We start from the raw sequence: 15,471 nt of genomic DNA, 5'->3' as shown, positions 1-15,471 counted from the left end.
TGTGGAACGGCTACAAGGTGCACATCAGCGAAACCTGCCACCCCACCACCGACACCGCCTATGCCCAAGCCGCCCTCACCGACGACGGCATCCGCGACCGCACCGGCACGACGCCGAACCTGATCACGAACGTGGCCACCACCGACGCCACCGTGCCCGACACGGCGATGACCCAGACCATCCACCAGCACCTGGCCCGACGCGACCTGCTACCCGCCGAGCACTACCTGGATGCCGGCTACGCCTCCACCGAACTCATCGTCGCCGCCCGCGAGCAGCACCAGATGGCATTGATCACGCCACTGCGGACCGACAACTCCGTCCAGGCCCGCACCCGCAACGGCTACGACCGCACCGCCTTCACCATCGACTGGGACCACCAGCAGGTCACCTGCCCGCAAGGACAGACCAGCACCTCCTGGACACCCTGCCGACAGAAGAACAGCCCAATGATCGTCGCCGCCTTCCCGCTCAGCACCTGCCGTCCCTGCCCGGTGCGGACCCTATGCACCAGCGCCCAGCGCAGCGGCCGCCACCTCACCCTGCATCCACGAGCGATCCAGGAAACCCTCGACGCGGCCCGCGTCGAACAGACCACCCCCGCCTGGCGCGACCAATACGCCATCCGGTGCGGCATCGAGGCCACCATCCACCAAGCCGTCACCGTCACCGGCATGCGCCACGCCCGCTACCGAGGCATCAAGAAAGTCCACCTCGAACACATCGTCTCCGCCATCGCCGTCAACCTGATCCGCCTGAACGCCTGGTGGAACAGCCACCCTCTGGACCGCAAACGCACCAGCCACCTGGCCCGACTCGAACCAGCCCTGGCCGCATGAGAATGAGTTAACCAGCAGGGTCCTGTAGGGCGTCAATACTTACGCATGTGGTTTGAGCTGGGGTTTCTTCGACCGAGCTATGCGGCTCGGCGGTACTCGTCAATCACCCCTCCGAGTATTTCGTGGCGCTCAATCCGACCTTCCATCTGCACCACCACATTGCGCCTGCCGAAAACTACATCCATGCACGTCAAGCAGGCTGCGCATCACATCCGAGACCAACTGCAAGGAGCCCTCGCTCGGGGACGGAAATCGACGGCCGAGGCTGCTCGGCGGTTGCTCGTACGCGTTCGATCTACGTCGACCACTCGGGCCTCATCACGAGAGCATGGTCCTAGGCAGCAGTCCCGCAAGGGACGAATAGCACAGAATGCCGATGGTCAAGCGCGCATGGTTGCTCGGTGATTGCTCGCGTGAACGCGATACGGCGCGGCACACGTCGACGCTGGCCGGCACGACGACGGGGAGAATCCCGGCCACGGCGATACAAAGCAACACCCGATGACACTGAGCGATATCAATCGAACCGACTCATAATCCGTAGGTCGAAGATGAAGATCATCTAAGCACCGCTACCGCCATCGATCGGGCTATCGCGCCCTCCCTGCTCAATTTCCACAGAGTCGCCAGCACTGCGGCCGCCAGAATAGTCATGGCCCAGCCGCCCTCCGGACGTCCGACACATCAACCATGCACCGGACGCCCAGCAGCTACATCCCGCCGCCGGCCGAGGCGCGGCAGCCCCTCTTTGGCTCTGCCACCCACTTCAGGTCCCTGACCTCAATTGGATGTCATCCATAACCGCCACCGCCGTTTCACTTCCCGCAGATCGCTAACAGTGCCCGTATGCACGGTCCCCGCAAGTGGTTCGGCCAGCTGACGCGGTGCGATGTTTGCTCGCCGGTTACTCGGATGACGCGTAGGGCGGTGGGAGGACATGACACGTGACAGCACCGAGTGTCGCGCTGCCGAGAAGCGACGGCATGGAGCGATAACTTGCGCGGTCTGGCGCGCGGCGCGGCATGCCGCTAACTCTCAATCAGCGGGTACTTTTCAGCCGGAAACGCTCGACAACAGTCAGCTCATAACGTGCGAGGACATTGGGGCTTAGACTAGCTGCCCATCTGTGCTGCACCCCGCCGAAGGCCCACACTAAACGAGCACTGCCGGGCCCCAGCGCCTCTTAGTCAGCAATCAGGGGGCGAACTGGGGCATTCTTGATGGTCAAGGGCTCGCCATGCGGTAGCAGGCTGCCGGGGAACGCGGCGTTCCGTGCTCGTCGCGCGCTTTTCGGACAGCGGCACGCGTAAACACGGACTGACATTCATGGGCATTCCATGCGCGACAATAGCCGGACATATAGATACAACTGAATACGTTTAGATAGTGGGGGACAAAAACCCTGCGACTTTTAATCCGCAGGTGCCAGCTTTCAACGCGTCGTCGTTGGTGCCTCGCATGCCACCGGGACCGTTGCCTCCTCACGACCGAGCCGGTCTACCGGCGCTAGGACACTGAGCATTCTCCGGAGACGCCTACTTTGCCCGGTCACCAGGGCCAAATCTTTGCTTCGCCTGCTGCCCTGATCCGGACCTGGGCACAGGTATTTAAAGAGGTGACAGGGATCAGGTGGCCCGGGTGAATTGGGCCGCACCAGCGTGACGCCATCGCACCACAGCGCAACAAGACCGAACCACATCATCCGCCGCACAACGCCGGCCGCGGTGCCATACCGTCCAGCAGGGCCGATGGCTCCCGCTTCCTGCCCGATGGGAGGCATCGGCAGTGACCGAGGGCTGGTTGCCGGCCTGCGTGCTGGACCTCGCCCTCTCGTCTCGCCCACACCGAGATCGGTGCGTATCTGCTCGGGAGAGCCGCCCTTACGCTGCGCCTTCCCGACAAGCGATGCTCGCCGATAACCGCGAGAGCGTGCGGACAGCGCCGGTGCCCCTGTCCGGCGTTGACCGTCGGATTCGGCCTTGACCGTCGCCATCCAGGTGGGCGTCGATACGCCCTGTCCGGCACGGCCATCGATGTGGCGGGTGACGACCACGGGCGTGCTCGCCCGATCACGCCCCACCACATCGGCCGCACCGGACGGGAACACGACGACCCGGGCACTTGGCGTCGTACGGACGGCGGCACGCGCGACAGGACCGCCGTGCGCCCGTGATCAGCGATCACCGCAGCAACCCTGCGCCGAGCGCCACACACTTCGCCCCTGTTCACCACCGCATCACCCCTACCAACAGCACCAAAGAAGGAGGACGACACACGATGGCCGAGGGACGCACGTTCAAACGCTGTTCCTGCCGCAACAGCAACGGCAAGGAACTCGGGCAGAAATGCCCCAAGCTCCGCCGCTCCGACGGCGGATGGAGCTACCGGCACGGCATCTGGAACTACCAGATCGAACTCCCACCCGGACCCGACGGCAAGCGGCGCGGGCCGCTGCGCCGCGGCGGCTTCGCCAACCAGGACGCAGCCAAGGACGAACTCGGCCACGTGCGCGACCTGCTCGCACTGGCAGACCCGCGCGAGCCCGCCACCCGCACCCAAATCGCCGACCTGATCAAACGCACGCTGGCCGAGACCGACACACTGCCGGACGCGGAGACCATCCGCCGAAAGATCAAGACCGGGCAGCATCTGACCCAGGAGATCACCGTCGAGCAGTGGCTGGTCGAGTTCCTCAACCGCAAGCGGAAGATCGAGGAGACCACCCGCCGCTCCTACGAAGGCCATATCCGCCTCTACCTCACCCCCTATCTGGGACAGTTGCGGCTGGATCAGCTCAAGGTCAGCGACATCGCGCTCATGTTCGAGCAAATCGAAGAGTTCAACGACACCATCACCGAACACCGCACCGACTCCGACCCGCAGGTGCGGGCGAGCGTCAAATACCGGCGGCCGATCAGCATCGCCACCATGCACAGCATCCGCGCCACCCTCCGACACGCCCTGAACATGGCCATGCGGCAAGACCGGCTCATCGACTTCAACCCCGCCGCCGTCCTGGAGATGCCCGCCAAAAACCGGCCCAGACCGCTGGTGTGGACCGACGACAGGGTCCGCGCCTGGCAAGAAGACTTCCGCGCCTACCGGCAGGCGGAAAAGCAACGCCGGGGCGGGCGGCGGGTCGATCCCATCAACGCCTACACCAGCGCGCCGCGCCCCTCCCCCGTCATGGTGTGGACGCCAGCACACACTCGCCTGTTTCTCGAAGAGGCACGGCGGCATCGTCTGTCCGCCCTCTACCAGTTGATCGCGCTGCGCGGCCTGCGCCGCGGGGAGGCGTGCGGGCTGCGCTGGAAGGAGGTCGACCTGGATGGCCAGGCCCTGACGGTGAACTGGCAACTCGTGCAACTGGCCTGGCAGGTCCACGAGGGAACGCCGAAAACTGACGCCTCGGTGCGCACCATCGCGCTGGACAGCGATACCGTCCAGGTGCTGCGCGCCCACCGGCAGCAGCAGCTCCAGGAACGGCTGGCAATGGGCGAGGCGTGGACCGACAACGGGTTCGTCTTCACCCAGCCCGACGGCAGCCGCCTGCATCCCCAACACGTCTCCGACCAATTCCTCTGGCTGGCCTACCTGGCCGGGCTACCGCCCGTCCGACTGCATGACCTCCGCCATGGCGCGGCCTCGCTGATGCTGGCGGCCGGAGTGGAGATGAAGGTGGTGCAGGAAACGCTAGGCCACACCTCCAGCGCCTTCACCGCCGACACCTACACCTCCGTCTACCCACAGGTAGCAACGGCCGCGGCCGAAAAGACCGCAGCCTTGCTGTTCGGCGAGGAAGACCAGGCCGCACCCGGGAAACTCCTCTCACTGAGAAACTGACCGTCGGATTATGCATCCGGCTCCGCACTCGCCGCCTCTTCCGGGCGAGGCGGGGCCGCTGCTCTTCCCGCAGCAGCCGGACACGGTGAATGGATCATGGTGTGTGCGGGGTTGGTGCGCGCGAGCACGTACGGAGCAAGCAAGCGCTAGACGAAAGTTCTAGAACGCATCCGATCCCGCATAACCGCAGGTCAGAACATGATCAAAGCGCGCCCTGCAGGATTCGAACCTGCGACCGTCGGATTAGAAGTCCGATGCTCTATCCAGCTGAGCTAAGGGCGCTCCCGCCTTATTGTGCATGATCCGGCGGCGTGTCATGCACACGTTTTCGACGTGTCAGGTCGTGAGGGTACTCGACCAGGCCAGAAGGGTGGGTTTGGGGGGCGGGGAGCTGCTTGGTTGCTCAGCGCTTGGGAGTGGTGGGTGGTGCGGGATGTACGGCGGGCCGTGCTTCCAGGGGCGGGGGACAAACCGTAAGCGATCTCCCTGGGGATGGGTCTAAGCTCTCGTTGCATGGTCGCCACGCTCCTGCACGAGATTCCCCTGCAGGGCGGGGACGTGACGGACGGGGTGGTGCGTGTCGGTGACACCGTGCGCAGGCCGGTCAAACCGTCGACGCCCGCCGTGCACGCGTTGCTACGCCATCTGGAGTCCGTAGGATTCCGGGGCGCGCCGCGCGTTGCGGGGTTCGATGAGCTGGGGCGGGAGATCATCACCTATGTGCCTGGCACGTCCGGGTTGACGGTGGCCAGCTCGGGGGATGCGGCCCTGGCGGGGTTGGCGGGGTTGCTGCGTGAGTATCACGACGCCACCGCGGGCTTCCCGCTGGATCTCGAGGGCTGGGCGGGCGGGTCGAATGATGACGCACCGGCTGAGGTCATCGGTCATTGTGACTTAACCCCGAATAACGCGATATTTCGAGGGGAAACGCCGGTGGCGCTGGTCGACTTCGATCTGGCCAGGCCGACGACCAGGCTGTTCGACATCGTCACCACGCTGCGCCACTGGGCCCCGATCGCCGACCCGATCGACCGGCCGCCGCTGCAGCGCTCGGTCGATGTCGGCGCGCGTCTGCGGCTGTTCTGCGACGCGTACGGCGTGCCGGCCCGTGACCGTCGCCGCCTGGTTCCCCTGGCCCGTCTCCGCTTCGACCGGTCGTACACGCTGATGCGTCGCCGCGCCGCCATCGACGGCAGCTGGGCCCGTATGTGGGCGAGCGGCGCAGGCCAGCGCATCCGCCGGGCGGCCGCCTGGCTCGACGACCACGAAGACGTCCTCCATGCGTATTTGGTCTGACCGCAAGTCGCCCCTTCGGGGATCACGCACTGGCCGGAGATCGGTCCTTCGGGGATCACTCTTTTTCGCGAGATCAACCCTCCGGGGATCGCTCTCTGACGAGTCCCTTCAGCGAAGGGGAACGAGCTGGAGGTCACCAGTGCCGGACAATGCTCGGGCGGCCGGGATCGCGCTTGGCGTGGCGGTCGACGCGGTGATCGGCGACCCGCGTACCGCGCACCCGGTGGCCCTGTTCGGCAGGGCCGCGGCGGCTCTGGAGCGCAGGATCTACCGTGATTCCCGGGCGAGCGGCGTCCTGCACGTCGCCCTCTGTGTAGGCGCCGCCGGAGCGCTGGGCCTGCTGGTGGAACGATCGAAGAGCCAGGCGGTCAGAACCCTGGCGACCGCCGCCGCCACCTGGGCCGTCCTCGGCGGCACCACTCTGGCCAAGGAGGGCGCCTATCTGGCCGACGCCCTGGAGGAAGGGGACGCGGAGCGCGCCCGCGAGCGGATCCCGCACCTGTGCGGCCGCGACCCCAAGCACCTGGACGAGGCAGGCATGGCCAGGGCGACGGTGGAGTCCCTGGCGGAGAACGCCTCGGACGCCGCGGTCGCGCCGCTGTTCTGGGGCGCGGTGGCGGGCGTACCGGGGCTGCTGGCCTACCGGGCGATCAACACGCTGGACGCGATGGTGGGCCACAGGTCGCCGCGCTACGAGTGCTTCGGGTGGGCGGCGGCCCGCCTGGACGACGCGGCCAACTATATCCCCGCCCGCATCACGGGGCTGCTCGCCGCGGCCGCCGGGCCTGACCGGGCGGGCGCGCTCGCCGTACTGCTCAGAGACGGGCACAAGCATCCCAGCCCCAACGCGGGCAGGTGCGAGGCCGCGTTCGCGGGCGCGCTGGGTGTCACGCTGGGCGGCACGAACGTCTACGGCGGCAGGACCGAGCATCGCCCGACGATGGGCGACGGTCCGGCCCCGCGCGTGCGCGACATCAGGCGAGCGGTACGGCTGACGCGGACCGTCACGCTGGCCGCCGCCGCCCTGGCCGTGCTGGCGTCCCGCCAACGATGATCTTCCTGTCCGCCGAGCCACCCCACCGCCACACTGGCGGTGCTGGCGTCTCGCCGACGAATGATCTTCCTGTACGGCGAGCCGCCCCACCGCCGCCCGCCGCACTTCGGCAGCGGCCTCCAGGGAGACGCTCGCTGACCGGATGACGGTCGCCCGCCGCAACGACGCACGGAAAGCATCAGAGCGGGACCCGCCCCGCATCTGGACATCGGGTCCCAGCGGACGGATCATCGCGTCGTGTTGAGCACGATGCAGGACGTCCCGCTCAACGTGTCGCAGATCCTGCGGCACGGCTCGGTGATCCACGCCGCCTCCCGGGTGATCACCTGGACCGAGTCAGGGCCGCGCGAGCGAACGTTCGCCGAGGTGGGCGCGCGGGCCACGCGGCTCGCGCACGGGCTGCGCGAGCTGGGCGTCCGCGGCGACGAGCGGGTGGCCACGCTGATGTGGAACAACGCCGAGCACCTGGAGGCCTACCTGGCCGTGCCGTCCATGGGTGCGGTGCTGCACACGCTCAACCTGCGGCTGCCCGCCGACCAGCTCGCCTACATCGTCAACCACGCCGACGACCGGGTGATCGTCGTCGACGCTTCCCTGCTGTCCGTGCTGGAGCCCCTGCTTCCCGCCGTGCCGGGGGTGGAGCACGTGGTGGTGGTCGGTGGCGGGGAGTTGGGTTCGGTACGGCCGGCCGTACATGCCTACGAGGACCTGATCGCGGGACGTCCGGACGATTTCGACTGGCCGGAGCTGGACGAGCGGACCGCGGCGGCGATGTGCTACACCTCGGGGACCACCGGGGAACCCAAGGGCGTCGTCTACAGCCATCGGTCGGTCTATCTGCACGCGATGCAGGTCAACATGGCCAGGGTGCTGGGCTCCGGGCCTGAGGACACGACGCTGCCGGTCGTGCCGATGTTCCACGTGAACGCCTGGGGGGTGCCGCACTCGTCGTTCCTGGCGGGGGTGAACCTGCTGCTGCCCGACCGGTTCGCGCAGCCGGGGCCGCTCGCGGAGATGATCGCCACCGTGCGGCCGACGCACGCGGCCGGGGTGCCGACCGTGTGGCAGGGGCTGCTCACGGCCGGGCCTGGCGACCTGTCGAGCCTGCGTTCGCTCGTGATCGGCGGCTCGGCCTGCCCGCCTGCGCTCATCCGCGCCTTCGACGCGCTTGGCGTGCGCGTCAACCACGCCTGGGGCATGACGGAAATGTCGCCCCTCGGCACGGTCGCCGAGCCGCCGCCAGGGCTGCCCGCTGAGGAGGAGTACGACTACCGCGTCACGCAGGGCAGGTTACGGGTGGGCGTGCAGGCCCGTCTGGTGGGGCCGGACGGCGAGATCCTGAGGTGGGACGGCCGCAGCGTCGGCGAGTTGGAGGTGCGCGGGCCGTGGATCGCCGCGGCCTACTACGGCGGGACGTCGGCGGAGCCGCTGCGGCCCGCGGACCGCTTCAGCCCCGACGGCTGGCTGCGCACCGGCGACATCGGCACGATCACCCCCGACGGGTACCTGACGCTCACGGACCGCGCCAAGGACGTCATCAAGTCGGGCGGCGAGTGGATCTCGTCGATGGCCCTGGAGAACCTCCTCATGGACCACCCGGCCATCGCGGAGGCGGCCGTCGTCGCGGTGCCGGACGACAAGTGGGGCGAACGCCCTCTGGCGGCGGTCGTCGTGGCGGAAGGCGCGCAGGTCACCTTCGAGGAGCTGCACCGCTTCCTCGCCGAGCGGATCCCCCGCTGGCAGCTGCCCGAGCGCTGGACCAGGATCGACGCGGTGCCGAAGACCTCGGTCGGCAAGTTCGACAAGAAGGTGCTCCGCCGGCGCTACGCCACTGACCAGCTCCCCGTGACCCGCCTGTAGCGCCTAGGTGTAGGGAGCCAGGCCGGCTGCGAGGGCGCCGTAGTGGGTGGACAACCCCGGTTGCTGCGTGACCGAGCGGGCGGAGATCGGGACCAGCGCGTCCACCATGGCCCTGACGGCGCCGGCCCGGCGCTTGGCGTCGGCCGGGGTCTCCTGGCCGGACAGGCGGTGCAGCGCCTTCAGGGCCACGGCGACGCCCCTCGGCAGGCCGATGCGGTACTCCTCCACCTTCTGTGTGGACAGACCTGCCGGTTCCGCGGCGACCAGCGCGAACTTCCTCCACAGCGCGGCGAGGCCGTCGAGGGTGGCCAGGTCGAGGCCGACCTGGGCCCTGCTCCAGTCGGCGGCGGTCGGCGCCACGGCGGGCATCTCCTTGAGCTGACCGGCGATCCCCAACACCTGGCCACGCTCCTGCGGCCGGTCATGGGTCGTGAACAGGTCCACCAGGGTGCCCCTGGATGAGGCCAGCTTGGCTGGGACGGCGGACGCGGCGACCATCGTCCGCGCGATGCGGTTGCCGAGGTCCAGCGGAGGCGTCGCGGCGAGACCGTACGGGATCCGGAGTTCGTCGGCGCCGGCGTCGTACACCAGATCCGCACCGGCCGGGAGGAGTATCGGCTGCAGCCGCTTCAGCGCGTCCTTGATGCCGGAGAACAACGCGGCGAGGGCATCGGTCGTCACCCGGTCGTCGTCGCTCAGCGTGACCTTGAGCGCCCCGGCCCTCTCGCCGATGACCTTGCTCTCCTGGAGGGAGGTCTCGATGTCGAAGAGTCTCGACTGGGCGGACGGATGACTCTCCCACTCCTTGACCAGGTTGGACCAGGCGACCGTTCCGTCGACCCGCCTGCCGAAGTCCCGGTAGTCCTCGGCGCGCAGCCACGCCCTGTTGATCACGATGTCGGCCCAGGCCATCGCCGGTCCGACGGTGATGCCGGGCATCGAGCGGAGCGCCTCGCGCTGGGCTTGCAGCCGCCCGATCTCCCTGTAGTACCCCGGCGGCTTCCCCTCGATCGTCTCGGCGAGCCGTGCGGCGGCCTCGGCGTAGGTGTCGGCGTTCTCGGTCCCGACCGCGCGGGCCAGGCAGCCCTGCGCCCAGGTGTGCCGGTAGGTGTAGTCCCTGACGGGGAAGGCGTCTTTCTCCAGGAGCGTGTGTGCCACCTCGTGCATCAGGTCGATGGCCCGGACGGTCCGCGAGACGGGGTTGGCGGCGCTGACGAACTCCGCGCGCACGTCGATCCGCGCGTAGAGCTTGCCTGAGTCGTCGGTCCCGGTGGCGGCGTTCGCGCCCATCGTCGCGGGGAGCGTGTCGTCCACCACGATCATCTTGGCTGCCGTCAGCTCGTCCAGCCTCGCGGACAGCCGCATGAACCGCTGGTGGAAGTCCTTGTAGTCCAGCGGGTCAGCACCCCAGCCGTTCAGGATGCCCGTGGCGGTCAGCGCCTGCAGGTCGCCCGCGGCGACGATCTCCGTGACCTTGCTCCGCACCACCGCGAGCTCGATGCCTTCCTCAGTGGTGAGTCCCCGCCCCATGACCGTTTCCCTTCGTCGTCCGCCACGCCCCACCGATGAAAGACGCGCCACCGAACCCGGTCAAGATCGCACGACTTCCGGGCGAGGCAGGGTCGAGGAAACGGTCCTCCGCAAAGGCTCGGGGGGTCACTTCGAGTAGGTGGTGGCGCGGAAGAGGAAGGACGCCCAGGAGCGGTAGGGGCGCCACGAGTCCGCCAGCCGGCGGTAGGTCGCGGCGGGCGAGTCGGGCGGCAGGCCGTACTGCTCGCGGAGGATGGCGAACAGGCGCGGCTCGTCGCCGGGGAAGGCGTCGGGGGCGCCGGCGCCGCGGATGAGGATGAGGCCGGCCGAGAAGGGGCCCACGCCGGGCAGGGCGCGCAGTTCGGCGAGGGCGTCGGCGGAGTCGAGGGAGCGCAGGTGCTCGGCGGTGAGGGTGCCGTCCAGGGCGGCGCGGGCCAGGGCGCGGATCCACTCCTCCTTCTGCGCGGGCAGGCCGAAGCCGTCGGCGTCCGCGAGCGCGATGGGCGCGGGGAAGGCGGCGAAGGAATGCCCGTCCACGGTGACCGCGGCACCGAAGCGGGAGGCGATGCGCTGCTTGATGCGGGAGGCGATGAGCATCGAGGAGCGCTGCACGATGACCGCCCAGCAGGCCGCCTCCCACGGGCTCCAGAAGCACACCGGCCGCAGCCCGAGGCTGTGGCGCTGCAGGTCTCCGAGGACCGGGTCCGCCTCGCCGAGCTTGGCGAAGCCCGCTCCGTCCACGTCCAGGGAGAGGATGCGCGCCACCTCGCCCCTGATCCCCGGTCCCGCGGGGCGCGTCGTGGTGACCGCCACACCGCCTGGCGCGCCCGTCACGGTGACGCCGATCGGCCGCCAGTCCGTCTCGGCGCAGTACGCGAAGCGCAGCGCCCGCCCGTCGGAGTGGGACAGCGCGCCGGTGGCCGGCCAGTCCTCGACGAAGCGCAGCGCGGCCCCGAAGTCGAACGGCCCCTCGGCGGTCAGCGTGAATCCGCTCATGCGCGCCATCGTAGGACCAGCAGCAGCGCGGGGAGCGCGGCCAGGGCGGTCATGACGACCGCCACGGCGGCCAGATCGCCCGTCGCCAGCATTGGCGCCGCCAGCGCCGCGCCCAGGGGCGGGTGGCCTGCAGGAAGGTCCGCAGCACGCTGAAGGCCCTGCCGCGCAGCGTTCTTCCGGGCGGCGAAACCGTGGGTCTAGCACCGATCGGACATCCACGATTGCGACGGCTGGGCAGGGGAAGGCCTCACAAATGGCACGAATCGCGATCGTGGGGAGCGGGTTCGCCGGATACGGCTGCGCCCGGCACCTGGAACGGGCCCTCAGGCCGGCCGAGGCGGAGATCGTCCTCATCACGCCGATGGACTACTCCCTCTACACGCCGCTGCTGCCCCAGGTGGCGGCCGGCGTGGTGCAGCCGCGCTCGATCGTGGCCCCGCTGCACCGCAAGCTGCACCGCACCAAGCTGCTGCCAGGCGCCGCCCGGAGCGTCGATCTGGACGCCCGCGAAGTCGAGGTGACCAAGCTCTGCGGCGACCACGTCAAGGTCCCCTTCGACGTGCTGGTGCTGTGCCCCGGCAGCATGACCCGCACCTTCGACATCCCGGGCCTGGCCGAGCACGCGCACGGGCTGAAGACCCTGTCGGAGGCGGTGTACCTGCGTGACAGGGTGATGCTGCAGCTCGAGCTGGCCGCCTCCACCGACGACAAGCAGGAGCGGGCCTCCCGCTGCAGTTTCCTGGTGGTCGGTGGCGGCTACACGGGCTCGGAGACCGCGGCCTGCCTGCAACTGCTGACCAGCAAGGCCATGCGGCGCTTCCCCGAGCTGCGCGGGCTGCTGCGCTGGACCCTGGTCGACGTCGCCGCCAAGCTGCTGCCCGAGCTGGGCGACCATCTGGGCGAGGCCACCGAGCGCATCCTGCGCAAGCGCGGCGTGGACGTGCGGCTCGGCGTGACGGTCGACAAGATCTCCGCCGACTCGGCCGAGCTGACCGACGGCACCACGCTGCCGACCAGCACCGTCATCTGGGCGGCCGGGGTGACGCCGCGGCCGGTGGTGTCCAGCCTGGGCACCGAGACGGCCAAGAGCCGCCTGGTCGTGGGCACCGACCTGCAGGTGGCCGGGCATCCGGGGGTGTTCGCGCTGGGTGACGCGGCAGCCGTACCGGATCTGACGCGCGAGCAGGGGGCGGTGTGCGGGGCGACGGCGCAGCACGCGACGCGGCAGGCCGAGACGGCGGCCAGGAACGCGGTCGCGACGCTGCGCGGCACGGCGCTGAGCGAGTACCGGCACCAGGATCTGGGCTTCGTGGTCGACCTCGGCGGCCTGCAGGCCACGGCCGACCCGCTCGGCGTGAAGCTGTCGGGTCCGATCGCGCAGCTGGTGACGCGCGGCTACCACCTGCTGAGCGCGCCGTCCGGCCGCGCCAAGGCCAGGGTGTCGGGCGACTGGCTGATCAACGCGCTCACCGGCGACGACCTGATCAGGCTCGACTTCCTGCAGGACTCCAGCGGCACCCTGGCCGAGCTTGAGCGAACCTAGATCAGCCGGGTACGGCGGGCCAGCGCGGCCGCCTCGACGCGGGAGCTCACGCCCAGCTTGGCCAGGATGTTGGACACGTGCACGCCCGAGGTCCTGGCCGAGATGAACAGCCGCTCGGCGATCTGCTTGTTGCTGAGCCCCTCGGCCACCAGCGACAGCACCTCCAGCTCGCGCGCCGACAGCGCGGGCTCGCCGGTCAGGCTGGTCCTGGTGGCGCCCGCGGCGGCGGTCACGGCCGCGCGCAGCGGCTCCGACCCGATCTGGCCGGCCAACGCGGCGGCCTCGCTGAGCAGCTCGCGGGCCCGCGCGGGCTGCTGCTCGGCGTGCCGGACCAGGGCCTGTCCCAGCGCGTACGGCTGGCCGACGACCCGCCACGCGGCCGCCGCGTCCGCCCATGAGCCGCCGGTCTCGGCCTCGAACGTGGCCCGGTAGGCCTCCTGCACCCGCCCGATCGTGGGGACACCGCCGGGCGCGGCGGACACGAGTCCGGCTCGGGCGGCCAGGGCCAGCAGCGGCCAGGAGTAGCGGCAGCTGAGCGTCAGGTCGTGGGCGGACATGACGTGGCCGACCAGCCCGGCCAGCCGCTCGCCGTCGCCCGCGGCCTCGGCCAGGCGGCATTCCAGCAGGTCGGGCTCCAGGCAGGAGTCGTAGCCGCGTGACCTGCCGCGCATGAGCGGCCTGGCCTGCCGGACGATCCCGGCGGCCTCCTCCAGCGCGCCCTCCCCGACGGCGACCGTGCCCAGGACCAGCAGCAGCCAGGCGCGGATGATCGGCGGCGGGTCCAGGGTCAGCGCGGCGCCGATGACCTCGCGCGCCTCCTGCCAGCGGCCCTGCGAGGCCAGCGGCTCGGACAGGTTGGCGGCCAGGTGCGCGCCGCGGGAGCGGGCCAGGCCCACCCGCCCGGCGTGGGCGATGCCGGTGCGGGCGGTCGCCTCGGCCCTGGCGTGCTCGCCCGCCGCCTCCAGCACGTCGGCCTCGCTGGCGTAGGCCACCAGCACGGCGTCGTCGTCGGGCGCCTCGGCCCTGGCCCTGGCGTACAGCGTGGCCGCGGTTGCCAGGTCGCCCTCCAGCGCGGTCAGCGCGGCCAGCGGGGTCAGCGACCTGGTGTCGCCCAGCGCCAGCGCCTCCTCGGCCAGCTGGCGGGCCTCGCCGTACTGGCCGATCCAGGTCAGCGTGTTGGCCAGGGAACCGATCAGGCGGGCCTCGCGCGGCGCCAGCCGTACGGCCTCGCGCAGGTCGTCCAGTCCCTCCTCGCCGAGCAGGTCGCGGATGGCCACGCGCAGCTCGAGCAGGTGGGCGGCGCGCAGCGGGTCGCTCACCTCGGCGAGCGCGGCGCCGGCCAGTTCCTCGGCGCGGCTGGCCTCGCCCGCGTGCAGCGCGTCGCGGGCGGCCAGTTCGAGGACCTGGGCGTGATCCTGGCCGCTGGAGTGTTCCCACAGCTCCAGGACGCGGTCCCAGCGGCGGGCCTCCCAAGCGGCCTGGAACGCCTTGGCCCGCTCCCCCGCGGCGTACCAGTGATCGGCGGCCAGTTCGGGCTGAGTCTCTGCGCAGCGGGCGTGCAGGCGCCGCCGCTCCCCCGGCAGCAGGTCCTCGTAGACGGCCTCGCGGATGAGCGTGTGGCGGAAGGCGTACCCGTCGCCGTCGACCAGCAGCAGCCGCGCCTTCACGATCGGCCGCAGCGCCTCGTCCAGCGCCAGCTCCTCCAGGCCGGACGCCCGCAGCAGCACCTCGTGCGGGATGCGCCGGCCCGCCACCGCGGCGACCCGCAGCACGCCCAGGCCGGCCTCGCCGAGCCGTTCGGCCCCGGCCAGCAGCAGCTCGCGCAGCGAGGCGGGGGTGGCCGTGCCCGCGTCGGCCAGCGCCTCCACGAACAGCGGGTTGCCCTCGCTGCGGGCCAGGATCTGGTCCACGTCGGAACGGCCGAGCAGCCGCGCCACCTCCGCGCGTCCCAGCGGCGGCACCCGCAGCACCTCGACTCCGGGCAGCCGCAGCGGCTCGCGGGAGGTGAGCACGACCAGCACGCCTGGCCGCATCAGGTTGCGCAGCAGGAACGCCAGCAGGTCCCGGCTGGCCTGGTCGGCCCAGTGCAGGTCCTCCAGCACGAGCACCACCGGCCGCCGCTCCGCCGCGCCCTCGACGAGCAGCAGCACCTCCTCGAACAGCCGGGCCCTGCCCAGGTCGCTGCTCTCCTCGACCTCGCCCAGCTCGGGCAGGAGCCGTGCCAGGCCCCTGCTGCCGCCGCCGGGCACGAGCCGCGCGCCGTACTCCCTGACCAGGCGGCGCAGCACGGGCACGAACGCCGCGTAGGCCGTCGCGCCCGGGTCGGCGCCGCCCTCGGCGACCAGCGCGTCCGTGCGGGAGGCGAACTCGCCGACCAGGCTCGACTTGCCGATTCCCGCCTCGCCGACCAGCAGCACCGCGGCGGGCGCGCGCAGGCTCGCGTCGGCCAGCTCGGCCAGGGCGGCCAGCTCGGCCTCTCGTCCGACGAACACGTACTCATTATGAAGAGG

9 protein-coding genes and 1 tRNA gene are annotated in these 15,471 nt (G+C 70.3%); 6 read left to right on the top strand and 4 right to left on the bottom strand.

What is annotated here, in order from left to right:
• On the top strand, nucleotides 1-839 hold an 839-nt coding region (locus tag ACIBHX_RS18590; RefSeq protein ID WP_397068322.1), incomplete at its 5' end, for a transposase.
• Between the two features lie 2,277 nt (nucleotides 840-3,116).
• Nucleotides 3,117-4,682: a tyrosine recombinase XerC gene (gene xerC / locus ACIBHX_RS18585; RefSeq protein WP_397068321.1), complete on the top strand. Its 1,566-nt coding sequence runs from the start codon at nucleotides 3,117-3,119 to the stop codon at nucleotides 4,680-4,682.
• 208 nt (nucleotides 4,683-4,890) lie between these two features.
• On the opposite strand, the gene ACIBHX_RS18580 is transcribed toward xerC, so the two are convergent.
• Nucleotides 4,891-4,964: transfer RNA gene (locus ACIBHX_RS18580), tRNA-Arg, on the bottom strand.
• 231 nt (nucleotides 4,965-5,195) lie between these two features.
• On the opposite strand from ACIBHX_RS18580, the gene ACIBHX_RS18575 reads away from it, so the two are divergent.
• The 3 genes from ACIBHX_RS18575 to ACIBHX_RS18565 all read left to right on the top strand — a co-directional run bounded on the left by ACIBHX_RS18575 (nucleotide 5,196) and on the right by ACIBHX_RS18565 (nucleotide 8,892).
• Nucleotides 5,196-5,978: a phosphotransferase gene (locus tag ACIBHX_RS18575; RefSeq protein ID WP_397068320.1), complete on the top strand. Its 783-nt coding sequence runs from the start codon at nucleotides 5,196-5,198 to the stop codon at nucleotides 5,976-5,978.
• A gap of 139 nt (nucleotides 5,979-6,117) precedes the next feature.
• Nucleotides 6,118-7,032: a cobalamin biosynthesis protein gene (locus tag ACIBHX_RS18570; protein ID WP_397068319.1), complete on the top strand. Its 915-nt coding sequence runs from the start codon at nucleotides 6,118-6,120 to the stop codon at nucleotides 7,030-7,032.
• A gap of 237 nt (nucleotides 7,033-7,269) precedes the next feature.
• Complete coding sequence (locus tag ACIBHX_RS18565) at nucleotides 7,270-8,892, top strand: long-chain fatty acid--CoA ligase (protein ID WP_397068318.1); 1,623 nt, start codon at nucleotides 7,270-7,272, stop codon at nucleotides 8,890-8,892.
• A 3-nt stretch (nucleotides 8,893-8,895) separates the two neighbouring features.
• Here ACIBHX_RS18565 and ACIBHX_RS18560 read toward each other — a convergent pair whose 3' ends face one another.
• Both ACIBHX_RS18560 and ACIBHX_RS18555 read right to left on the bottom strand, forming a co-directional pair.
• Nucleotides 8,896-10,422 (bottom strand): hypothetical protein, encoded by a 1,527-nt coding sequence (locus ACIBHX_RS18560; protein WP_397068317.1) that lies wholly within the window; start codon nucleotides 10,420-10,422, stop codon nucleotides 8,896-8,898.
• Between the two features lie 126 nt (nucleotides 10,423-10,548).
• Complete coding sequence (locus ACIBHX_RS18555) at nucleotides 10,549-11,418, bottom strand: DNA-3-methyladenine glycosylase family protein (RefSeq protein WP_397068316.1); 870 nt, start codon at nucleotides 11,416-11,418, stop codon at nucleotides 10,549-10,551.
• Between the two features lie 253 nt (nucleotides 11,419-11,671).
• On the opposite strand from ACIBHX_RS18555, the gene ACIBHX_RS18550 reads away from it, so the two are divergent.
• Nucleotides 11,672-12,961: an NAD(P)/FAD-dependent oxidoreductase gene (locus tag ACIBHX_RS18550; protein ID WP_397068315.1), complete on the top strand. Its 1,290-nt coding sequence runs from the start codon at nucleotides 11,672-11,674 to the stop codon at nucleotides 12,959-12,961.
• Here the strand turns inward: ACIBHX_RS18550 and ACIBHX_RS18545 are convergent.
• Entirely contained in the window at nucleotides 12,958-15,453 is a 2,496-nt protein-coding gene (locus ACIBHX_RS18545; protein ID WP_397068314.1) for an ATP-binding protein, read from the bottom strand. The genes ACIBHX_RS18550 and ACIBHX_RS18545 overlap by 4 nt on opposite strands.
• Nucleotides 15,454-15,471 lie beyond the last annotated feature (18 nt).

Origin of the sequence: Nonomuraea sp. NPDC050536, assembly GCF_044457685.1 — a bacterium.
Lineage (GTDB): Bacteria > Actinomycetota > Actinomycetes > Streptosporangiales > Streptosporangiaceae > Nonomuraea.
This window is presented reverse-complemented; position numbering and strand designations above follow the sequence as displayed.

What these genes read in the sequence shown, in the direction of transcription:
- ACIBHX_RS18550 (WP_397068315.1), top strand. Translation starts at nt 11,672, where the DNA reads ATGGCACGAATCGCGATCGTGGGGAGCGGGTTCGCCGGATACGGCTGC.
- ACIBHX_RS18555 (WP_397068316.1), bottom strand. Translation starts at nt 11,418, where the DNA reads ATGAGCGGATTCACGCTGACCGCCGAGGGGCCGTTCGACTTCGGGGCC.
- xerC (WP_397068321.1), top strand. Translation starts at nt 3,117, where the DNA reads ATGGCCGAGGGACGCACGTTCAAACGCTGTTCCTGCCGCAACAGCAAC.
- ACIBHX_RS18575 (WP_397068320.1), top strand. Translation starts at nt 5,196, where the DNA reads ATGGTCGCCACGCTCCTGCACGAGATTCCCCTGCAGGGCGGGGACGTG.
- ACIBHX_RS18560 (WP_397068317.1), bottom strand. Translation starts at nt 10,422, where the DNA reads ATGGGGCGGGGACTCACCACTGAGGAAGGCATCGAGCTCGCGGTGGTG.